Origin of the sequence: Marinagarivorans cellulosilyticus, from assembly GCF_021655555.1 — a bacterium.
GTDB classification, from domain to species: Bacteria; Pseudomonadota; Gammaproteobacteria; order Pseudomonadales; family Cellvibrionaceae; genus Marinagarivorans; species Marinagarivorans cellulosilyticus.
The window spans coordinates 586,380-603,520 of record NZ_AP023086.1; the positions used below are offsets into that span (position 1 = coordinate 586,380).

The 17,141-nt window shown below is 47.7% G+C and carries 11 protein-coding genes and 1 tRNA gene; 6 read left to right on the forward strand and 6 right to left on the reverse strand.

The genetic code is table 11. The annotated features are described in order from the left end of the window. Positions 1 to 52 precede the first annotated feature (52 nt). Complete coding sequence (locus MARGE09_RS02245) at positions 53 to 826, reverse strand: tyrosine-type recombinase/integrase (RefSeq protein WP_236985740.1); 774 nt, start codon at positions 824 to 826, stop codon at positions 53 to 55. A gap of 183 nt (positions 827 to 1,009) precedes the next feature. Further along, a tRNA-Leu gene (locus tag MARGE09_RS02250) sits at positions 1,010 to 1,096 on the reverse strand. Positions 1,097 to 1,498: 402 nt separating this feature from the next. Between MARGE09_RS02250 and rnr the strand changes: the two genes are divergently transcribed. From rnr to MARGE09_RS02265, 3 genes are all read left to right on the forward strand, one after another. Then, a complete protein-coding gene (rnr, locus tag MARGE09_RS02255; protein ID WP_236985741.1) occupies positions 1,499 to 4,078 on the forward strand; it encodes a ribonuclease R in 2,580 nt (859 codons plus the stop codon). Positions 4,079 to 4,157: 79 nt separating this feature from the next. Next, a complete protein-coding gene (gene rlmB, locus MARGE09_RS02260) occupies positions 4,158 to 4,904 on the forward strand; it encodes a 23S rRNA (guanosine(2251)-2'-O)-methyltransferase RlmB (RefSeq protein ID WP_236985742.1) in 747 nt (248 codons plus the stop codon). Positions 4,905 to 4,913: 9 nt separating this feature from the next. Continuing rightward, entirely contained in the window at positions 4,914 to 5,522 is a 609-nt protein-coding gene (locus MARGE09_RS02265; protein WP_236985743.1) for a PepSY domain-containing protein, read from the forward strand. A gap of 88 nt (positions 5,523 to 5,610) precedes the next feature. Here MARGE09_RS02265 and MARGE09_RS02270 read toward each other — a convergent pair whose 3' ends face one another. After that, a complete protein-coding gene (locus MARGE09_RS02270) occupies positions 5,611 to 7,164 on the reverse strand; it encodes an ATP-binding protein (protein ID WP_236985744.1) in 1,554 nt (517 codons plus the stop codon). 137 nt (positions 7,165 to 7,301) lie between these two features. On the opposite strand from MARGE09_RS02270, the gene MARGE09_RS02275 reads away from it, so the two are divergent. Beyond that, on the forward strand, positions 7,302 to 8,204 hold the full coding sequence (locus tag MARGE09_RS02275) for a hypothetical protein (RefSeq protein WP_236985745.1): 903 nt from the start codon (positions 7,302 to 7,304) through the stop codon (positions 8,202 to 8,204). A 122-nt stretch (positions 8,205 to 8,326) separates the two neighbouring features. Here MARGE09_RS02275 and MARGE09_RS02280 read toward each other — a convergent pair whose 3' ends face one another. From MARGE09_RS02280 to MARGE09_RS02290, 3 genes are read right to left on the reverse strand one after another with little or no spacing between them, the layout of a single operon-like run. Continuing rightward, positions 8,327 to 9,577, reverse strand: a complete 1,251-nt coding sequence (locus MARGE09_RS02280) for a DUF6402 family protein (RefSeq protein WP_236985746.1) — start codon at positions 9,575 to 9,577, stop codon at positions 8,327 to 8,329. Between the two features lie 59 nt (positions 9,578 to 9,636). Beyond that, entirely contained in the window at positions 9,637 to 12,468 is a 2,832-nt protein-coding gene (locus tag MARGE09_RS02285; protein ID WP_236985747.1) for a hypothetical protein, read from the reverse strand. Positions 12,469 to 12,491: 23 nt separating this feature from the next. Continuing rightward, on the reverse strand, positions 12,492 to 13,727 hold the full coding sequence (locus MARGE09_RS02290) for a patatin-like phospholipase family protein (RefSeq protein ID WP_236985748.1): 1,236 nt from the start codon (positions 13,725 to 13,727) through the stop codon (positions 12,492 to 12,494). A gap of 480 nt (positions 13,728 to 14,207) precedes the next feature. Between MARGE09_RS02290 and MARGE09_RS02295 the strand changes: the two genes are divergently transcribed. Together MARGE09_RS02295 and fic are read left to right on the forward strand one after the other, a co-directional pair. Continuing rightward, positions 14,208 to 15,370, forward strand: a protein-coding gene (locus tag MARGE09_RS02295; RefSeq protein WP_236983141.1) for an IS3 family transposase whose coding sequence is annotated in 2 segments (ribosomal slippage) — positions 14,208 to 14,457 and positions 14,457 to 15,370 — 1,164 coding nt in all. Because the reading frame shifts where the segments join, the coding sequence is not laid out codon by codon here. A 326-nt stretch (positions 15,371 to 15,696) separates the two neighbouring features. Continuing rightward, positions 15,697 to 16,917: a protein adenylyltransferase Fic gene (gene fic, locus MARGE09_RS02300; protein WP_420828081.1), complete on the forward strand. Its 1,221-nt coding sequence runs from the start codon at positions 15,697 to 15,699 to the stop codon at positions 16,915 to 16,917. The last annotated feature ends 224 nt before the right edge of the window (positions 16,918 to 17,141 follow it).

Below are 17,141 nucleotides of genomic sequence, written 5' to 3' on the forward strand. Positions count from 1 at the left end.
GAGTTACGCTAGCTCCATGGTTACTGCCTGTTTTCAGAAGCCTCGCGGATTGTTATTGTGCTTGTGTTATCGCTAGTGAGCAAGTACATGAATAGATGCAATTCTCGGATACAGTCTGTTTTAGGGGGGGAGATGCATGTATTAGTAGCGTATGGTAGGTGTCGAGTAAACGCAAAAACTGAGGTAATTCGTTATGGGGAAGGGATGCTCTACGCTTCGACTTTTTGCTTTTAAGCACTTCGGCGGTAACGTCGCCAATGGGGTTGTTGTCGATAATGTCGTTAATCATTGCGTGGCGGAACACTCTGCGTAGGTCTTGCAGCACTCGTCGTGCGACATCGAATGAGCCGCGAGCTTCAATGTTTTTAGTGGTTTGGATGACTTGTTTGGGGCGAATATCGGCAATGGGCAGGTTGCCTAAAGATTTAAGGGCGTTGTCGTTCAGGCGGGTCCACACTCGGTCGGCATGCTTGGGTTTCCATTTACCCTTTTTAAGCTTCCACCACGCTTTTGCTACAGCACTTAAAGTTGTTTTTTCTTTATCAAGGCTCGCTTGCTTAGCCGCCTGCTTTTCCATTAATGGGTCTAGGCCCTGTTTAATGAGCTGCCTTGCTTGGTCACGTGCGTCACGCGCTTGTTTTAGCGATGTTTCAGGGTAAACGCCAAGGGCTAGGGTTTTTTGTTTGTTGTTAAACCTATATTTGAGGCGAAAATATATTTTCCCATTGGTAGCTTTAATGAGTGCCCTAAGGCCTTTTTCATCAGAAAGCCAAATATCTTTATCGGAGGGTTTTGTATTTTTTAATTGAAGATCTGTAAGCGCCATGTGTGCCACCGAGGGTAATTTAATTGCGGTAGCACCAAAAGTAGCACCAAAAGTAGCACCAAAACTAACTGGCTTACTATGGTGAAGGCTAGACTATTTTGGACTATGTTTTTGGTTAAATCACCGGAGATGGCGTGTTTTCGGGGGGTGTTGGAGGAGCTTGGATTTGTTTGGATTATAACTTGGTGCCCAGAGGCGGACTTGAACCGCCACGGCCGTGAGGCCACTAGCACCTGAAGCTAGCGTGTCTACCAATTTCACCACCTGGGCATAACGTAAGTTTTGTTTAGGCTGCTACTTAACCGATGCAGTATTCTTCGTAATCCGACAGTTTGCGCGTTGCGCAAAATCTACCCGTCGCTTCCGGCTCCTGCCTCGCGCGACATTCGTGCATCCTGCACATCATTTCACCACCTGGGCAGGGGGCTGTTCTTGCTGTTTTTAACTCTTAGCGTTAGGCAACTTTTTTGTGCGCTGCACAAAAGTGTCTACCACATCGTTACCGGCTCCTGCCTCACACGATATTAGTGCATCCTGTACGCCAGCAGGCTCTAAGGCGCGCGAACTATAGGGATTGGGCGATCCATTGTCAACGCATGTCATTAAACTTTAGTGGCTATAAGAGTATACTCTTGGGCAACTTACTTATTGTCACTTTAAAGGACGCATCCCTTGTCGGAAAAGCCCCCCATTATCGACCCAGCTGCCGAGCGCGAAGCGCGTACTTACGATAACCCTATAGCTAGCCGCGAGCTTATTTTAGAGGTGCTTGAAAAGGCGCAAGGCCCGCTGACTAAAAGCAAGTTAACCGTGCTGCTGGGTATTGAAGGCGAGGATCAGGCTGAGGGGCTGCGGCGGCGCTTGATTGCCATGGAGCGCGATGGACAGATTATTCAAAACCGACGCGGTGCTTATGGCCCTGTGAGCAAAATGGACTTGGTGCGCGGGCGCGTGAGTGGCCACCGCGATGGTTACGGCTTTGTGATTACCCCTAGCAATGAAGAAGATATTTATCTGGCCAACCGGCAAATGCGCAAAGTGTTTGATGGCGATGAGGTGTTAGTGCGTGTTAGTGGTATTGATGCCCGTGGCCGGCGCGAGGGCAGTATTGCAGAGGTGTTATCGCGCAATACCAGCCATGTGGTTGGGCGCTACAGTGTGGGCCGCGGCAGTGCGCGTATTCGGCCCGATAACCCACGCATAGTGGCCGATATTTTTATCGCTAAAGAAAATACCATCACCGCCAAAGATGGCCAGTTTGTGAGTGTCGAAATTACTCGCCAGCCAGATCGCTTTGGCGCTGCCGAAGGCATTATTAGTGAGGTACTGGGTGACCATATGGCACCGGGGATGGAAATCGATGTAGCGATTCGCGCGCATGATATTCCGCATGTGTGGCCTGCGAGTGTAGAAGCAGAAGCGGCTAAGCTGAGTACAGAGGTCGCAGAGGAAGATAAAACTGGCCGTATCGATTTGCGCGATTTACCGTTGGTGACTATTGATGGTGAAGACGCGCGCGATTTTGACGATGCCGTTTATTGCGAGCGCAAGCGCAGTGGTGGCTGGCGTTTGTATGTGGCCATTGCCGATGTGGCGCATTACGTTGTGCCCGGCAGCGCGCTGGACGACGAAGCCCAAATACGGGGTAATTCGGTGTACTTCCCTGATCACGTAATTCCTATGTTGCCGCGCGGCTTATCGAACGGTTTGTGTTCGTTAAACCCTGAGGTAGATCGTTTGTGCATGGTTTGCGAAATGACCATTAGCGATGCCGGCCGCATTAGTGGTTATACCTTTTACGAAGCGGTAATGCACAGCCATGCCCGTTTAACCTATACCAAAGTTGGCCAGATGCTGGCCGAGCGCGATAAAAAACGCTCTGGCTTGCGCCAGCAATATGCCAGCGTAGTTAAACATGTTGACGAGCTGCACAACCTCTATCAAGCGTTGCGTGGTATTCGCTCTGAACGCGGGGCGATTGATTTTGAAACTGTTGAAACGCGTATTGAATTCGACGAAAACCGAAAAATCGAACGCATTGTGCCGGTGCATCGAAATGATGCCCATAAATTAATTGAAGAATGCATGCTGGCGGCTAATGTTTGCGCGGCGCGCTTTTTAGATAGCCATAAAATACCTACACTCTACCGTGTACACGAAGCCCCTAAAGAGCAAAAACTTAATAATTTAATGGAGTTTTTAGGTGCGCAAGGTTTGCAGTTGCGTGCTGGTAAGGGTGGCAAAATTGGACCGCAGCAATACCAAGAGGTAATGTCGCTGATTGAGGGCCGCCCCGATGCGCAAATTATTCAAACGGTAATGTTACGCAGTATGAATCAGGCGGTTTATCAGCCAGATAATAAAGGCCACTTTGGTTTGGCTTACCCAGCGTATGCGCACTTTACCTCACCCATTCGCCGCTACCCCGATTTATTAGTACACCGCGCTATTCGCAGTGTTATTCGCGGTGGTGTGGAATCCAATAAAGTGAAGCGCCACGAAAATACGCGCAGCCAAAAAGCCGAAACGGTTTACCCCTACGACATTGCTAAAATGTTGGCCTTTGGTGAGCAAAGCTCGCTTACCGAGCGCCGCGCCGATGAGGCCACGCGCGATGTTATGAATTGGCTAAAGTGCGAATTCTTACAAGATCGCATAGGGGGTGTTTTTGAGGGTGTTATTTCGGCGGTTACAGGCTTTGGGTTATTTGTTGAGCTTAAAGATTTGTATGTAGAAGGTTTGGTGCACATTACTAACTTGCCACAAGATTACTACCATTACGAAGCGGCCCACCACCACTTGGTGGGCGAGCGCACCCGTAAGGTTTTTGCGTTGGGCGACCCTATTGTGGTGCGGGTTGCTAGGGTCGATTTGGACGAGCGTAAAGTAGACTTTGAATTAGAGGCAAGGCAACCCAGAAAACGCCGAATTAAAAAGGATAAGCCCGAAGTAAAAAGCGCGGCGAAATCTAAAAACAGTAAAGCGAATAACAATAGTGACGCGAGTAAAAATAATGAGGATACTCGCAGCGCTACCAGTACTGGTGCAGACGATGGCGCCAATACCGGTGATAAAACGGCCCCAAAGCGCTTAAATAAAAACAAAAGCGGTAAGCAACAATCCAGAGATAAAACCGCAAAAAAGCAAAGCAAAAGTAAAAAGCTAGCAACGCCTAAAGTAAAGCACGCCAAAAAGCTTAAAAAATCGGATAAATCTAAAGTCGGGAAAAAACGCGTGAGTAAAAAGCGTTAAATATATCCTCTGTTACCCCTTCAATTATTTAGCGGCCGCGCAAGCGGCCTATGCCCCACCTATGTGAGTTTGACCTACCATGAAAAATCAAGTTGTCTTTGGCTTGCACGCCATTCAATCGCTGTTAGATACCGCGCCGGAGCGCGTGTTGGAATTGCTGGTATTGCAAGGGCGTCAAGATCAGCGCATGCAAAGTATTTTAGCTATTGCCGAAATGCACGGCATAGCGGTTAGCGAAAAACCCCGGAAAACCTTGGATAACATGGCCGATGGCAATCACCAAGGTGTTGTGGCTTTGGCTAAGCCAGCTAAAGCATTAACCGAAGATGACCTATATACAATGGTTGGGGATAGGGACAAAGCAACCCCTTTTTTATTGGTATTAGATGGTGTTACCGACCCGCATAATTTAGGCGCTTGTATTCGTTCGGCCGATGCTGCTGGTGTGCAAGCGGTAATTGTCCCTAAAGATAATTCTGTAGGTTTGACAGAGGTGGTGCGTAAAGTGGCTTGTGGCGCGGCAGATACTGTACCGTTAATTTCCGTGACTAACTTGGCGCGCACCCTGCAAAAATTACAAGAAAGCGGCGTGTGGGTTGTAGGCACGGCGGGTGAAGTTGAAATGAATATTTACCAAGCGCCGCTAACGGGGCCGTTAGCTATAGTGATGGGCGCCGAAGGCAAAGGCATGCGCCGATTAACGCGCGAGCATTGTGACCATCTTGCCTATATTCCTATGGCTGGCAGTGTAAGCAGTTTGAATGTTTCTGTTGCTGCGGGTATTTGCATGTTTGAAGCGGTGCGTCAGCGTCAATTAAATACGTAATCAATACTGATGAAAACCGCACTACGGCGTTGGCATAAATGGTTGGGGTGGCTATTAGCGGCGCAGCTATTGCTGTGGGCGGTAACGGGGGCCGTGTTTATTTTTAAGCCTGGTTATGGTCCCGCTTACGAGCGCTTGGAGGTTTTGTTTTTACCGGTATCCCAGCAGGATATTCAACGCGTTGCCGCTATCGCTAAACCCGAATGGCAAGGCGTGCGGATTTTAAGATCGGTAGCGGGTGAGCATTTACTGGTGAACACCGTGAATGGTGTAAAGCATTTGGATTTTTCAGGCGTGCAGCGAAACCCTTCGGCAAGTGTGGTTAAATCGTTATTCAGCGATAGTATTGCAGGTAATACGGCGCGCTACGGCCAATTAACAGATTTGGCTGGGCTAACGGCGGTAACTTCGACCGGTGTGAATTTAACGTTAGACTGGCAGCAGTTAACCCTTCGCCAGCAGGGTGACGATAGCCGCTTGATTAGCCTGCTGTATAAGCTGCATTACTTACAATTTACCGGCAATGCTTTTATTGATAAAACAATGGCCAGTCTTGCTTTGATGTTTTTAATTGTCTTGAGTGTGTTTGGTGTTGTAGTTTCGTTTTTGCGAAAGTAAGGCTATCGCAGCGTGTGGGAGATAGTGAAAAAGCGCGCTTCTGAAGCCGCGAACCTCGCCTCCCAAATCCCGCCTCTATACCCCCGAATCATAACACTTGCGCTTCCAGCGCGACCACCTGCCGTTGCGCCTTACTAAACTCCACTCCAATGCCATAAATAGCCCACCCATCACGCACATATTTCTGCGCATAATTATTGGCTTTAATTTGCGCTAGTGCATTGCCTAAGGGTTTATCCTCTACCACTTTAAATTCAAAAATAAACGTCGTGTTATTAAATTGAATAGCCATATCCACTTTGCCATTCACGCTAGAATCTTCCACCGTCACATGCAAACCCAAAGCCGCAAAATGGCTGTAAAAAATACTGGCGTAGTGGCCTTCGTAGTTATTAATGGGATTGTTGCGGTACCAATCGTGGGGGATGCTGGCGTAGAGTGCTTTTAAATGCGCACTTAGCAATTCAAAGTCGTGGCTTTTTAAGGCTTTCAGCAAAGTGGAGCGCGTTTTAGTAACGGCACTAATGCTAAAGCCTTGGGTCGGTAAAAGGGCTTTGTTTAGGCTAACTTCTACCTCTACATTGGGGTAACTAAGAGTGTATTCCCAAATGCCGGGGATGGGTTCGTCTACGGCTGCAATAGTCAAATAGCCGGTTTGAAACAACAGTGCTTCGGTGCCTATGGCGTCAACATCAAAATGGCCGAGCAAATCCTGATCGGAATGCAATGCAGCCAAATCTAGCGTGTTAATTTGCCGTTCCCCTAGTTTTTTGATTAAAAAAGTGGGTGTCGCGCTTTCAAACCAATAGGGTTTAAATTCGCGCTTTTCTAATAATAAAAGTACATCAAACGGATTATAAACGGATGTGCCCAGCCAGTTGTAACCGTTATACCATTCGCGAATTTTATCGCGGTCTAGGCCTGCCAGCTCTGCCTCAAACACCTCATCAATATCGTTATCGGTATAACCGCAAATGGCAGAATATTTGGCATCTAATGTAATGTCGTTAAGGTTATTCAAACCACTAAACAAACTCACTTTACTAAATTTGCTCACACCTGTTAGCAGTACAAACTTTAAAAACGGGTCGGCGTCTTTTATGACGCTATACAGGTTTTTTAAACCTTCGCGGTTTTGGGTGGCTATTTCGGTGTTTTCGATGTTATCGAGAATGGGCTTGTCGTATTCGTCGATCAGTAACACAACGCCTTGGCCATATTTTTTGTGGGCGGCCATTAATAAACTGCGAAAATTGCCGGGTATATCTAATGCTGTGTTCGCTGGCAAGCCTAAGCGTTCGCGATTGTCGCTGAGTTGCTGGTTAATGCGGTCATTTAACGCGGCGCGCCCCTGTACAACGCCATCACCAAAACTAAAACGCACCACAGGGTAAGCTGTTTGCCAGTCCCATTTTTTTTCAATAAATAGGTCGCTAAATAATTCACGCCGCGCTTCAAATAATTGTTGCAGGGTGTCTAAAAACAAACTCTTACCAAAACGGCGTGGTCGGGAGAGGAAAAAGTAATTCCCCTGCGTTATAAGCTGGTGCATATAGGGCGTTTTATCGACGTAATAACAACCTTCGTTGCGTAGTTTAACGAATGATTGAATACCCGTGGGGAGTTTGCGTTTGGTTGCCATCTTTATGCCTTGCGCTTGAATACGCACGAATTATAACAGCTAAAAAACTGGCGCCGAAGGCACAGGCGTTAGCTATTTTTATTGAAGGCGGTTTAGAGCTACTGATGCCAATGGCCTAAGGCAAAGTTACAGCGCAAGTGGGCCTGCAGCCTGTTGCTTCGCAGAGTGTTGTTATTAGCTATAGCGGCCCATCAGATTTTACCGCTAAGCATGCGGCTGTTATTGGCGACCAAAGCGCTGCGGGCAATATTACCCATACCCGCTACGACAATACCGCTATTGACGTGGATTACCCCACCTCGTTCGAAATGCTGGCCAAGGGGCAAGAAGGCGAGCAAGTTACCGTCAGCCTAGGTGATGCCTTCGATGTGAACGCGCCTATTGTGGCCGGCTATTACATGAACACGGCTTATGGTGTGAGCCTTGCCGACGAAACCGGTCTTTCGACGCTCTACTTTGAAGATATGGCAACCGCCGCCGATACCCGCCTAGGCGCCGGTAAAAGCTTTAGCTTCATCAATAACGCCACAAGCGATAGCAAACTGTGGGGCGATGGCATTAGCCAGCTCAATAAAGCCACTGAATTAGGCTTTAGTATTGAGGTAAAACGCAATGCCACCGTTACGGCGGATATTGTCGATTTGGGCCAAGGTGCATTGCGCCTGCGCCAAGTGGGTAGCGAATTAGAAGCCAGCGTTCGCACTGGCGCGGGTACCGCCGTGGTAAGCCTACCTATGCCGCTCGATGAGTGGATGCAAGCGGCGGTGCATTATAACTGCGCTTTGACGGGCGTCCTCGATTACTCCCTCAAACCTAAAGTACAAGGGGGTGATGACTTGGAGGTCTGCTACGCCTTCGATTCAGCCGGCGTGGTAAGAGCAATAGCGGAGTTAAATAAAATCGATGGTGACTATTTTGTAGATAGGCAGCGTGCAAGGTTGATTGAGGAAATTAAAGACGAGGTATCGCAGCTTAGTGATGATGAGCTAAGCGAACAAATTAATGAGCTGCTGAAGAAGACTGGGATGGCGAATGATTGACGCATTGTTTGCGCTTTTGTGTAGAGGCGCAACTTTGGATTCATAGCATTCTGGGTGACTTCTGTATTTTGATTTGATATTGGGCAGGAGTGCAGGACCCACTACGATTTGCCATCGAACAACTAAGTAGCGTCGCTATGCTGCTCTAGCCATGCCTTGAGCTCCGACAATTTTGGGAACTCTCTATCCGGTAATTGATCACTCTCAATGTAATCTTTTATTGGCCTAGGCGGGAGGAGCACATTAAAGTCCCTGCACTCCAGCTTTGATTCTGATCCTCGGTCGTTATTATAGGGATCCTTAATACGGCCTTTAAATTCGCGAACTTTTTTATTGGTTACGTAATTCGGATGACTGTCATCCAACAACTTCATTCTGTTAAGGCCTGTCTCATCCCAGTATCCCAGCGATTGAGTGTCACACTTATCGTCATCTTCAAAATCAAATCGATCCATCACGGCGAAGGCGAGGTTTGAGTAGCTTAACTTGGCGGTGTTTTTGTCCTCATCCTTCTCAAAATGAATGTCGGCAAAGATGGTAATGGCGAACCCCCCGAGCGCACACACAAGCTCGGTAACTCCCCACGACTGGAGGATGTTGGCCGGGGTCCCCCATGAGGGTGATGCGATACGCACAACATCACAGGGGAGCCCATAGCATGGCGCTGTCCGCTTCGGCTTGGTCCTAGGGTCATAATCGTAAAGATCCTTTTCACTTGGAGTACGAAATATCTGCTTTGAGTATTTTTTCTCTTTATGAAATACAGCCTCACGTAGCCGAAGCATCATATTTTTCTCAATTGCCGTTAGTTTCCGGCCTTCCTTCCCCTCTTTTTTTTCAAGGTTCGGGTAGCTCTCGGTGTTCTTTGCAGCTTCATTTATCGCTTCATCTAGGCGCGTTTGAAACACTTCGTCTGTTGCAAACTCCTCAGTTTCTACAATGTAGATAGGATATTCTCTTGGGGATGAGGAGCTAACTAATCTCGCATTATCGCCAGCCTTTTTCTTACCATAGAGCCAGTAGTGCCAGAGCTTAGCAAGGCGTGTGGCATTTTCCTCCGCCAGAAAGTATTGCTCCAGGTTGAATACCACACGATCTTCTGGCTGAACCAACTTAGTGGGTAACCTATCAAGCCCGCGCTTTTCGGTTATTTCTGCGTGAACCCCGGAGTTGGCATTAAACGCTGTGACAAAGGCTGATTCATCTCGGTGTAAAAAGCTCGTGGGGTCACTGGTATCACGATAAGGCGCTTTAGCGTGCTCTACGTTTTTCTCATTCGCCCCCTGTTTTTCACTAGTTTGGCCTAGGGGCGAATGGGCACCAGATTCTGGGTTAAATGTCATTACTGACCACGAATTGTTCTGTATTGCCATAATCCCCCCCCTAGCCACTCATCTCTTACACGCACTCAATCAACATCAGCAGGCCCTTCCTAATCAGGGGCTTTTTCCTCTGCTACTGGTGGAAAGAAAACACTTTGCTCGTTCATTTTTTCTTTACGCTCGATTTCCAGCTGGCGCATTCGGCTTAGATATGGATCGGTGCCAGGCATATCGCCTAGCTCAGAATCCATATAGTAAGCCCCCGCATTTACTGAATGCTTCTGTGCTTCCCCCATGGGAACGGGCTTCAGTACAAACTCAGGAATCTTGGCCAACAGATCAAGTACCGCTTTACTCGCATCACTCTCCGAACGGTCTGGGTTAATGTCGCCATCTTTATCGCTTAGGGTATCCAGCGCGTTTAAGTAGCCATCAAGCGGCATGCCGTTTGGCGATACCTGGAGAGCGCTGTAGTCATCTTGGTATCTTCGCAAAATCCCGTCCAATAGGTCTTTGGCGAGCATGGCGATATAGCTACAAGGCTTATCAAGGCCACCATTATGAACTTCAATAAATAGGTCAGACAAAAACCGGCCAATTTCCGGCACACTGATCGCCCGCTTCTCAGTCAAACCAACGCCATCCAGAATCTCAATTCCCGTATTAACAACGATCTTCGCATCATTGAGGGCAAGCGATGTGCGATAAATATTCTTGACTTGATATAGGTGATAGTTAATCGGTGTCCCCATATTGGGGTTCTGAAGTGTAATGGTTTCTGAGTAGGTCTCATTAATTTCTGTGCTGGTGTTATTACTCTCTGAGACTTCGACCCGCTGCTCTTCTGAGCTCTCTTGGGCTACTTTGGAGATTGCCTCGGAAATATTGCGGGCTAAGTCGGTTGAGGATTGAGTGCTTGCTGAGGATTCACTGAGCTCGTTAGAGAGATTGAGTGCATTAGTTTTTTTCGAGGAATCTTGGGTTGTTTTCCTATCCTCGACTGAGGCCTTTCCGGAGCTTCCGAAGTAACTACCCTTCAAGCTCGCCTTTTGGGTTACCTTACGGCCGCGTGAAGAGCTGTCAACATCTACTACGCTTCGCCCGGTTTTGGTCAGGCTAGAATTTTTCTTCTGCTGGCTAATCTTCTTTTCATTTGACAACTCGTTTTTCAGCTTTTCCTCAAAGGAATTTGAGGTCGTCGAGCGAGAGGACTGTGACGTTTTTGTCGCGCGATCCGTCTTTTCGATAAACTTGGAGGTTTTAACCAAGCTGATTTCTCGCTGTTCACCGGGGCCTAAATTAAAGGACTTGGTAAGCTCCCCAAGGCAATAACCATCCCAGGCAACCGATACCGTATTTTCTTCAACCAATTGGATACTAGGGCGCTCGCTCAGCCGGTATACCACACTGGGTGATTTTACCGCTAATAGGACATCGCCATTATCGGAATTAAACGGAGTCTTCGGTTTTGGAAAGACAACAGCCGCTGTAGTGCTTCCCCGTCCTAATAAGTATTTCGGTAGATGCTCCCCCGTATCGACCACTAGGCCGTTTGACGCGAAATTAGCGATCACTAAGTTCTCTCTGTCTCCACCTAAATGCTCGACCACGTAATCCGTCAGTGGGTTGTGCGCAACGCTTTTCATTTCGAGCTGCGTATCAGCAATTCGCCTGCCAATTTCGCTCCAGGTTTTAACGAATTGTATCCTAGCATCCTGTAATTCTTGGGTAGCTTTGGCAGCCTCTGCCGAGTGGTTTTTACGTGTCTCAGCCAGTAATGCCTCGTCAGCAAAGATGGCGCCCTTAAGTCTCTCGCAGCTATCGTTTAACTTCTTTAATTCTGGGCTAATATGCTCGCTCACCGCTGTTACCAGGAGTTTTCGGAAATCTGTAATCTTTATCCCGCCTGGCCGAGCACCCTGCGTCTTCGCTTGATCTGAAAGGTTTGGGAGCTGCGAGAGTGTGTGATCTATTTTTTTATTATTGATAAAAATCTGAACCTTTTTAGCTGGGCTCGAATAAATCATATCGCCAGATGTGTATATGCTGTGCTTGTCAAAGACTAACTTGGAATTATTCCCAAATTTCTTAGTTCCTTTGACTGACGATGCACCTAGATTAGAAGACGCATATATACGTATTTTTCGAGATGTGTCGCTTAGTGATTTAAGCGAATCTTTAGTTCGAACCAGTTCCGCCTTACTAGCCCTAACCCTACTTTCAATATCAATAGTATCGGGGGCGCCACCGGCACTATCGCTATACACATACTCCAACCTAGCAAGTTCTTCTAAGTCGTCGATATATTTCGTCATATAGTCTTGATCACCGCTTTCAAGCAGCCCTCGGCGTAACTGACTGTCCAAGGAGTGTTTAGCTGCTTCCCACGCAGTACTATGAAGATATGTACCATCCTCATGCACTGTTGGCGGCATAAATGGTAGGCCTTTCTTGCTTGGATCAAAAACCGTTAGTTGAGCACCGTCAACTTGGTGTAAATATCCAGCGGCCGATACCTCATCCAGAATCATTTCCATCTGCGATTCCGCTTGGGCGATGTAAGCTTCTAGCTCCTGAACTTTTTCACTGTATCGCTCGACAATGCGCTCAGCCTCTTCGAGACTTTCACCACTTTCTTCCAGCCGTAAGATGCCGCTCTCGAGGGCCCTGTCGGCGATGCCCAGATATTTATTACGGGCATTCCTCTCATAGGCAATACTCTCCACAAGTCGAGCATAGCCCTTAACCCAATCCCGCACCCTAAAGTCGAGTGTAGTAATACTGTCGTTTACCCTAGTACTGATGGCAACTTGCTCCAGCCATGTATTGCTCGAACTCGGGACAGAAAAAACCTCTTGGTTTTGCAGCCTTACTTCAGAAACCGGCTCTTGGATATTCAAGAGTCTAGCAACTTTACTCTTGTCTTCATGTTGATCTAGCATAAAGGCCTCCACGAGGGGGAAAATTATTTTATTGATTGAGCAAGTGACTCTCTTAGGTGCTTGTACTCCTCCCAAGAAAACCCCGCTAGAAATTGCTTTGCCGCTTCCACACCACTACGGAAGAGTTTGAGCTTCTCTTCATCCTGCATCGCAAAGTTCAACCAGTGCGTATCGTGAGTGGGAATAGTCGTGACAATATTTTTGTAATCAGGGTGCTTTCGAATAAACTCTTGCTCTGAGTCGGCCCGCATCGCCTTGAGCCCTGAAACGGCTAGCCCACTCAAACCCGACACATCACTCAGAGCTTTATCCACGCCGAGTTTCACCCCAAAAGTCGGCATGAGTGGCCGCCCACTTGTCCGGTGAAAAATTGAAATTGGGAAATTCGCAACCAACCCCCCATCCCAAAAAACCGCACTATCAGGAATATTGTTTGCGTTCACCCCATGCTTTTGCCACGCTTCAACCGCAGCGGGTGTGCGTTGGATTTTGATTTTATAGGGGGTAAAAAACAGCGGGACCGACATCGATGCCCTTAGGAAGTCGGCGGGGTTTCTCGAAGGCGTATTATCATGGAATAGCCCCACATCATCCGGAAAGACCACCCTTGCTGAGAGGTTGAGTTCAATGGCAATCATTTTTAGCTCAGGTTTCCATTCGAACTCCGCCCCGGGCAGATCGTCTTCCCGAGCTGTGACAACAAAATCTATAGGTTCATCCGCAATGCGAGTGATGTCTTGCCACTTGCGAACTCCCTCTTTCATTAGCGTCTCGGTGACCCATCGATGGAAAGCCTTTCCAGGGTGCAATCCATGTCGCCATGTCAGCAAACGATACAGGAAAAATCCAAAGGCCGATAAAATTTGAAACACGCGGTGATTACTTAATGCGAGTTTCATTAAATATCGGGTTATCGCCCAGCCATCCTGAAATTTCTCTAACGGCATATCCGCCACAAGGGGGATCAGCTTTTCCGCTTTTTCTTCGGATGAGCGCCCCACCGACTGTAAAAATAAGGCAGTGATTGCACCGGCGGAGGTACCGGCCACATGCCTGAATCTAAGACCTGCTTTCTCTAGCCCATAGATAAAACCTATTAGCGCGATACCGACTACCCCTCCACCTTCCATGACGAGGTCGATGTATTGGTTTCCGGCTCGATCGGCAATATCTGAAAAGTACTTCCCTTCTGTGGAACGTTTAATGGCTTCGATATGCTCGATGACCTGGCTGTCATTGATGAAGGTTTTCGTATCCATGCTTTCATTATCCCGTCGCATATGGGTTCATGAAGTACCTTTCATTATCTGGAGGGCAATAAATATGAAATGCGAAAAATGATTAACTTTCGGTAACAAGCTATGTTCACCTCTGCCGCATACTGATACTGATACTGATACTGATACTGATACTGATACGAAATTTCAAGACAGCCGAGACATTCATAATGTCTCGTTAATTCTCTAACGCCTGCTATCTTATCCCGCCTGGGATGATTCCCGGTGGTTCTACTGTTTAATCATTTTTATTAATTCACTAATCCCCAGTCAATTCTTGAGGCTGTGGGTTTATTGGCGATATTTAACGCGTTTTTTGAATTTTTTCGCAGTAAACCTTAGTCGATACATGCCCGTCAAGTGAATTGTTTCTTAATCCTTCGTCATATTACGCATGTACTGGTCTAATAGAACCGGACACATCAATAAGAGATAATAATCTCAGCAGATTGAGGTGTTGATATGACCAAAAAACGTACAAATAGAGTCTATACCCAAGAATTCAAAAAAGAAGCCGTTGCCCTAGTGACCAATGAGGGTTATTCGGTAGCGAAAGCGGCAGAATCGCTGGGCATAAGGGCTAACTTGCTCTATCGCTGGAAAGACAATGAGGAGGCCCAAAAGACCGGAGTCGCTCCCAGTTGCGAGGAGCGCGCAGAGCTTGTTCGGCTGCGAAAAGAAGTTAAAGAATTGCGGATGGAGAAAGAAATTTTAAAAAAGGCGAGTGCCTTCTTCGCGAAAGAAATGAAGTGAAATTTGGCTTTATTGATGAGAGGTCGGCGGATTTCCCGGTACGACTACTGTGCCGTGTAATGAAAGTTGGTAAATCAGCATTTTACAGCTGGCGACAACGCCCCAAGCCTGTGATCAGTGCCGAAGATCTGCATGTAAATTCGCGAATGAAGGCGTTATTTGATCAAAGCCGGGGCAGCTTAGGCAGTCGCGAGCTAGCCAAAAAGCTTAACGAAGAAGGCATTACAATTGGCCGTGGAAAAACGCGGCGTCGCATGAAGTCTTTGGGGCTTATAGTGCAGCAGCGCACGGCTTACAAGGTTACGACCAAACGCGATGAGCGCGCGGGTGTTGCCGATAATTTACTGAATCAAAACTTCAATCCGGTGGGAATTAACCAAGTATGGGCTGGTGATATTACCTATTTGAAAACGACTCAAGGCTGGATGTACTTGGCGGTCGTTATGGATTTATATTCCCGGCGAATTGTTGGCTGGGCAATAGATAAGCGCATGACCACGTCGCTAATTTGCGAGGCAATTAATCGTGCGGTGGCAATAAGGCAGCCACCAAAAGGGCTGGTTTTTCACAGCGACCGCGGCTCTCAATATACAAGCAAGCGCTTTGGCAAACTCCTGAAGAGCCATGGCATTCGCGCTTCAATGGGGGATGTTGGCGCCTGCTGGGATAATGCCGTTGTTGAGCGTTTTTTTGGCAGTTTAAAGCACGACTGGCTTTTTAAAGTACCAATGCACTCTCGAAAATCTATGAAAAAAGATGTGGGTTTGTATATGAAATATTACAACAGTGATCGCCTTCACTCGGCGAATGACGACTTGTCGCCCGCTGCATATGAGCGAAGACATTTACAACAGGAGGCGCTTTATGGGTAAAAGGGTTCTGGCATTTATGCCAGGTTCATTTTATCCATAAAGTGGCAAAGAAATGTGTCCGGATCTATTGACCAGAACAGCAATCAATTTATCCCGGCAATGACGAGAATAGGGGGGGGCGTGAGAACCTGCAAGACTTTGATGGTGAGCTAGATTCCGTCATTACTGAAATCAAAAGCCATCAATGGAGCAATACCTAGACGGTTGAAACCAGAGCTCTAGCGGCCTTATGTTTAAAAAACCACAAATAATCGACACGACTGATTGATATGTCGATGCGATCAACATAAACTCGACTTGTGTCGAAAAAGTAGAGTTTTTTAAACATGAAATACAACAGCGAAGACTCGAGCGAGCAAGAAGCCGGCAAGCAAGAGCCAGGCAAACCAGAGCAAGGCCAACCAGAGCAAGGCCAACCAAGAGCCAGCTGGCGGGCCGATCAGCCCTATAATCATATGCCGCTGTTACCGCCAGGCACTGAGCTAGAGACCCGGTTTGTACTCAAGGCCTGTATTGCGGCCCGTTCGGCCCTGGCTGAGCTTAAACAGGCCGGCGAGTTGCTGCCAAATCAAGCGCTGTTAATCAATATGCTGCCCATGCTCGAAGCCAAAGACAGCTCCGAGATAGAAAACATCGTCACCACCAGCGATAGGCTCTTCCAAAGCGCAGATAGCGACGCCCCTGCAGACCCTAGCACCAAAGAGGCCCTGCGTTATCGCACTGCCCTTTATGAGGGTTATCAAGCATTGGCACAAAGGCCGCTCAGTACACCCCTTAGTGCAAATACGGCCATCGATATTTGCTCACAGATTAAGTCAGTGGATATGGGGATTCGTAAGGTGCCCGGCACAACCATTGCCAATCAGACTACCGGTGAGGTGATTTACACCCCGCCAGTAGGTGAAAGCCTCATACGGGATCTACTTAGTGATTGGGAGCGCTTCTTACACGCGCAGGATGACCTCGACCCGTTGGTCAAAATGGCCGTTGCTCATTACCAGTTTGAAGCCATCCACCCGTTTGTAGATGGTAATGGCCGTACCGGCAGAATTTTAAATATCTTGTATTTGATTGATCAAAAGCTACTGAGTCTGCCCATTTTGTACCTCAGCCGCTACATTTTGCGTCACCGCGCCGACTATTACCGCTTACTCACGGCCGTAACCCGCGAGCAGGACTGGCAAGGTTGGATTGTTTATATGCTCAATGCCGTGGCTGATACTGCCGCCTGGACTACGCAAAAAATTAGCGCAGTGCGCGAGTTGATCGAGCTCACTACCGAGCAGGTGCGCAACCATTTACCCAAGGTGTATAGCCATGAGCTGGTGCAACTTATTTTTGAGCAGCCTTACTGCCGCATTCAGTACTTGGTCGAACATGGCATCGCCAAGCGCCAAACCGCTTCTAGCTACCTCAAGCAATTGTGTGAGATAGGCGTGCTACAAGAAAAGTCCGCGGGCAAAGAAAAGATATTTCTCCACCCCAAGCTGGTTAACCTTTTTACACAAGACAGCAACACCATTACGCCCTATACCCGCTCACAATAAGTGTGGACCCAAGCAGCTAAAGGAAAAGCACAAATCATTAAAAAACAAAAAAGCTAAACGTGAGAACAACGCGGGTGAAAAAAGCCAAAGCCTAACAACACACGGAGCTGGCTTCATCCTGAGCGATAATTCAGGCTGCAAGTGATGGGCACGAGCGGGTTGCGATGAGCTTTTTTTCCTGATTTAAGCTTCTTAGGTAGCGGTAAATAAAAACCAAGGCCGGC

Bases quoted from the DNA above. Each gene is read 5' to 3' on its own strand.
- MARGE09_RS02290 (WP_236985748.1), bottom strand. From the start codon at position 13,727: ATGGATACGAAAACCTTCATCAATGACAGCCAGGTCATCGAGCATATC.
- fic (WP_420828081.1), top strand. From the start codon at position 15,697: ATGAAATACAACAGCGAAGACTCGAGCGAGCAAGAAGCCGGCAAGCAA.
- MARGE09_RS02280 (WP_236985746.1), bottom strand. From the start codon at position 9,577: ATGGCAATACAGAACAATTCGTGGTCAGTAATGACATTTAACCCAGAA.
- rlmB (WP_236985742.1), top strand. From the start codon at position 4,158: ATGAAAAATCAAGTTGTCTTTGGCTTGCACGCCATTCAATCGCTGTTA.
- MARGE09_RS02285 (WP_236985747.1), bottom strand. From the start codon at position 12,468: ATGCTAGATCAACATGAAGACAAGAGTAAAGTTGCTAGACTCTTGAAT.
- MARGE09_RS02270 (WP_236985744.1), bottom strand. From the start codon at position 7,164: ATGGCAACCAAACGCAAACTCCCCACGGGTATTCAATCATTCGTTAAA.
- MARGE09_RS02265 (WP_236985743.1), top strand. From the start codon at position 4,914: ATGAAAACCGCACTACGGCGTTGGCATAAATGGTTGGGGTGGCTATTA.
- MARGE09_RS02245 (WP_236985740.1), bottom strand. From the start codon at position 826: ATGGCGCTTACAGATCTTCAATTAAAAAATACAAAACCCTCCGATAAA.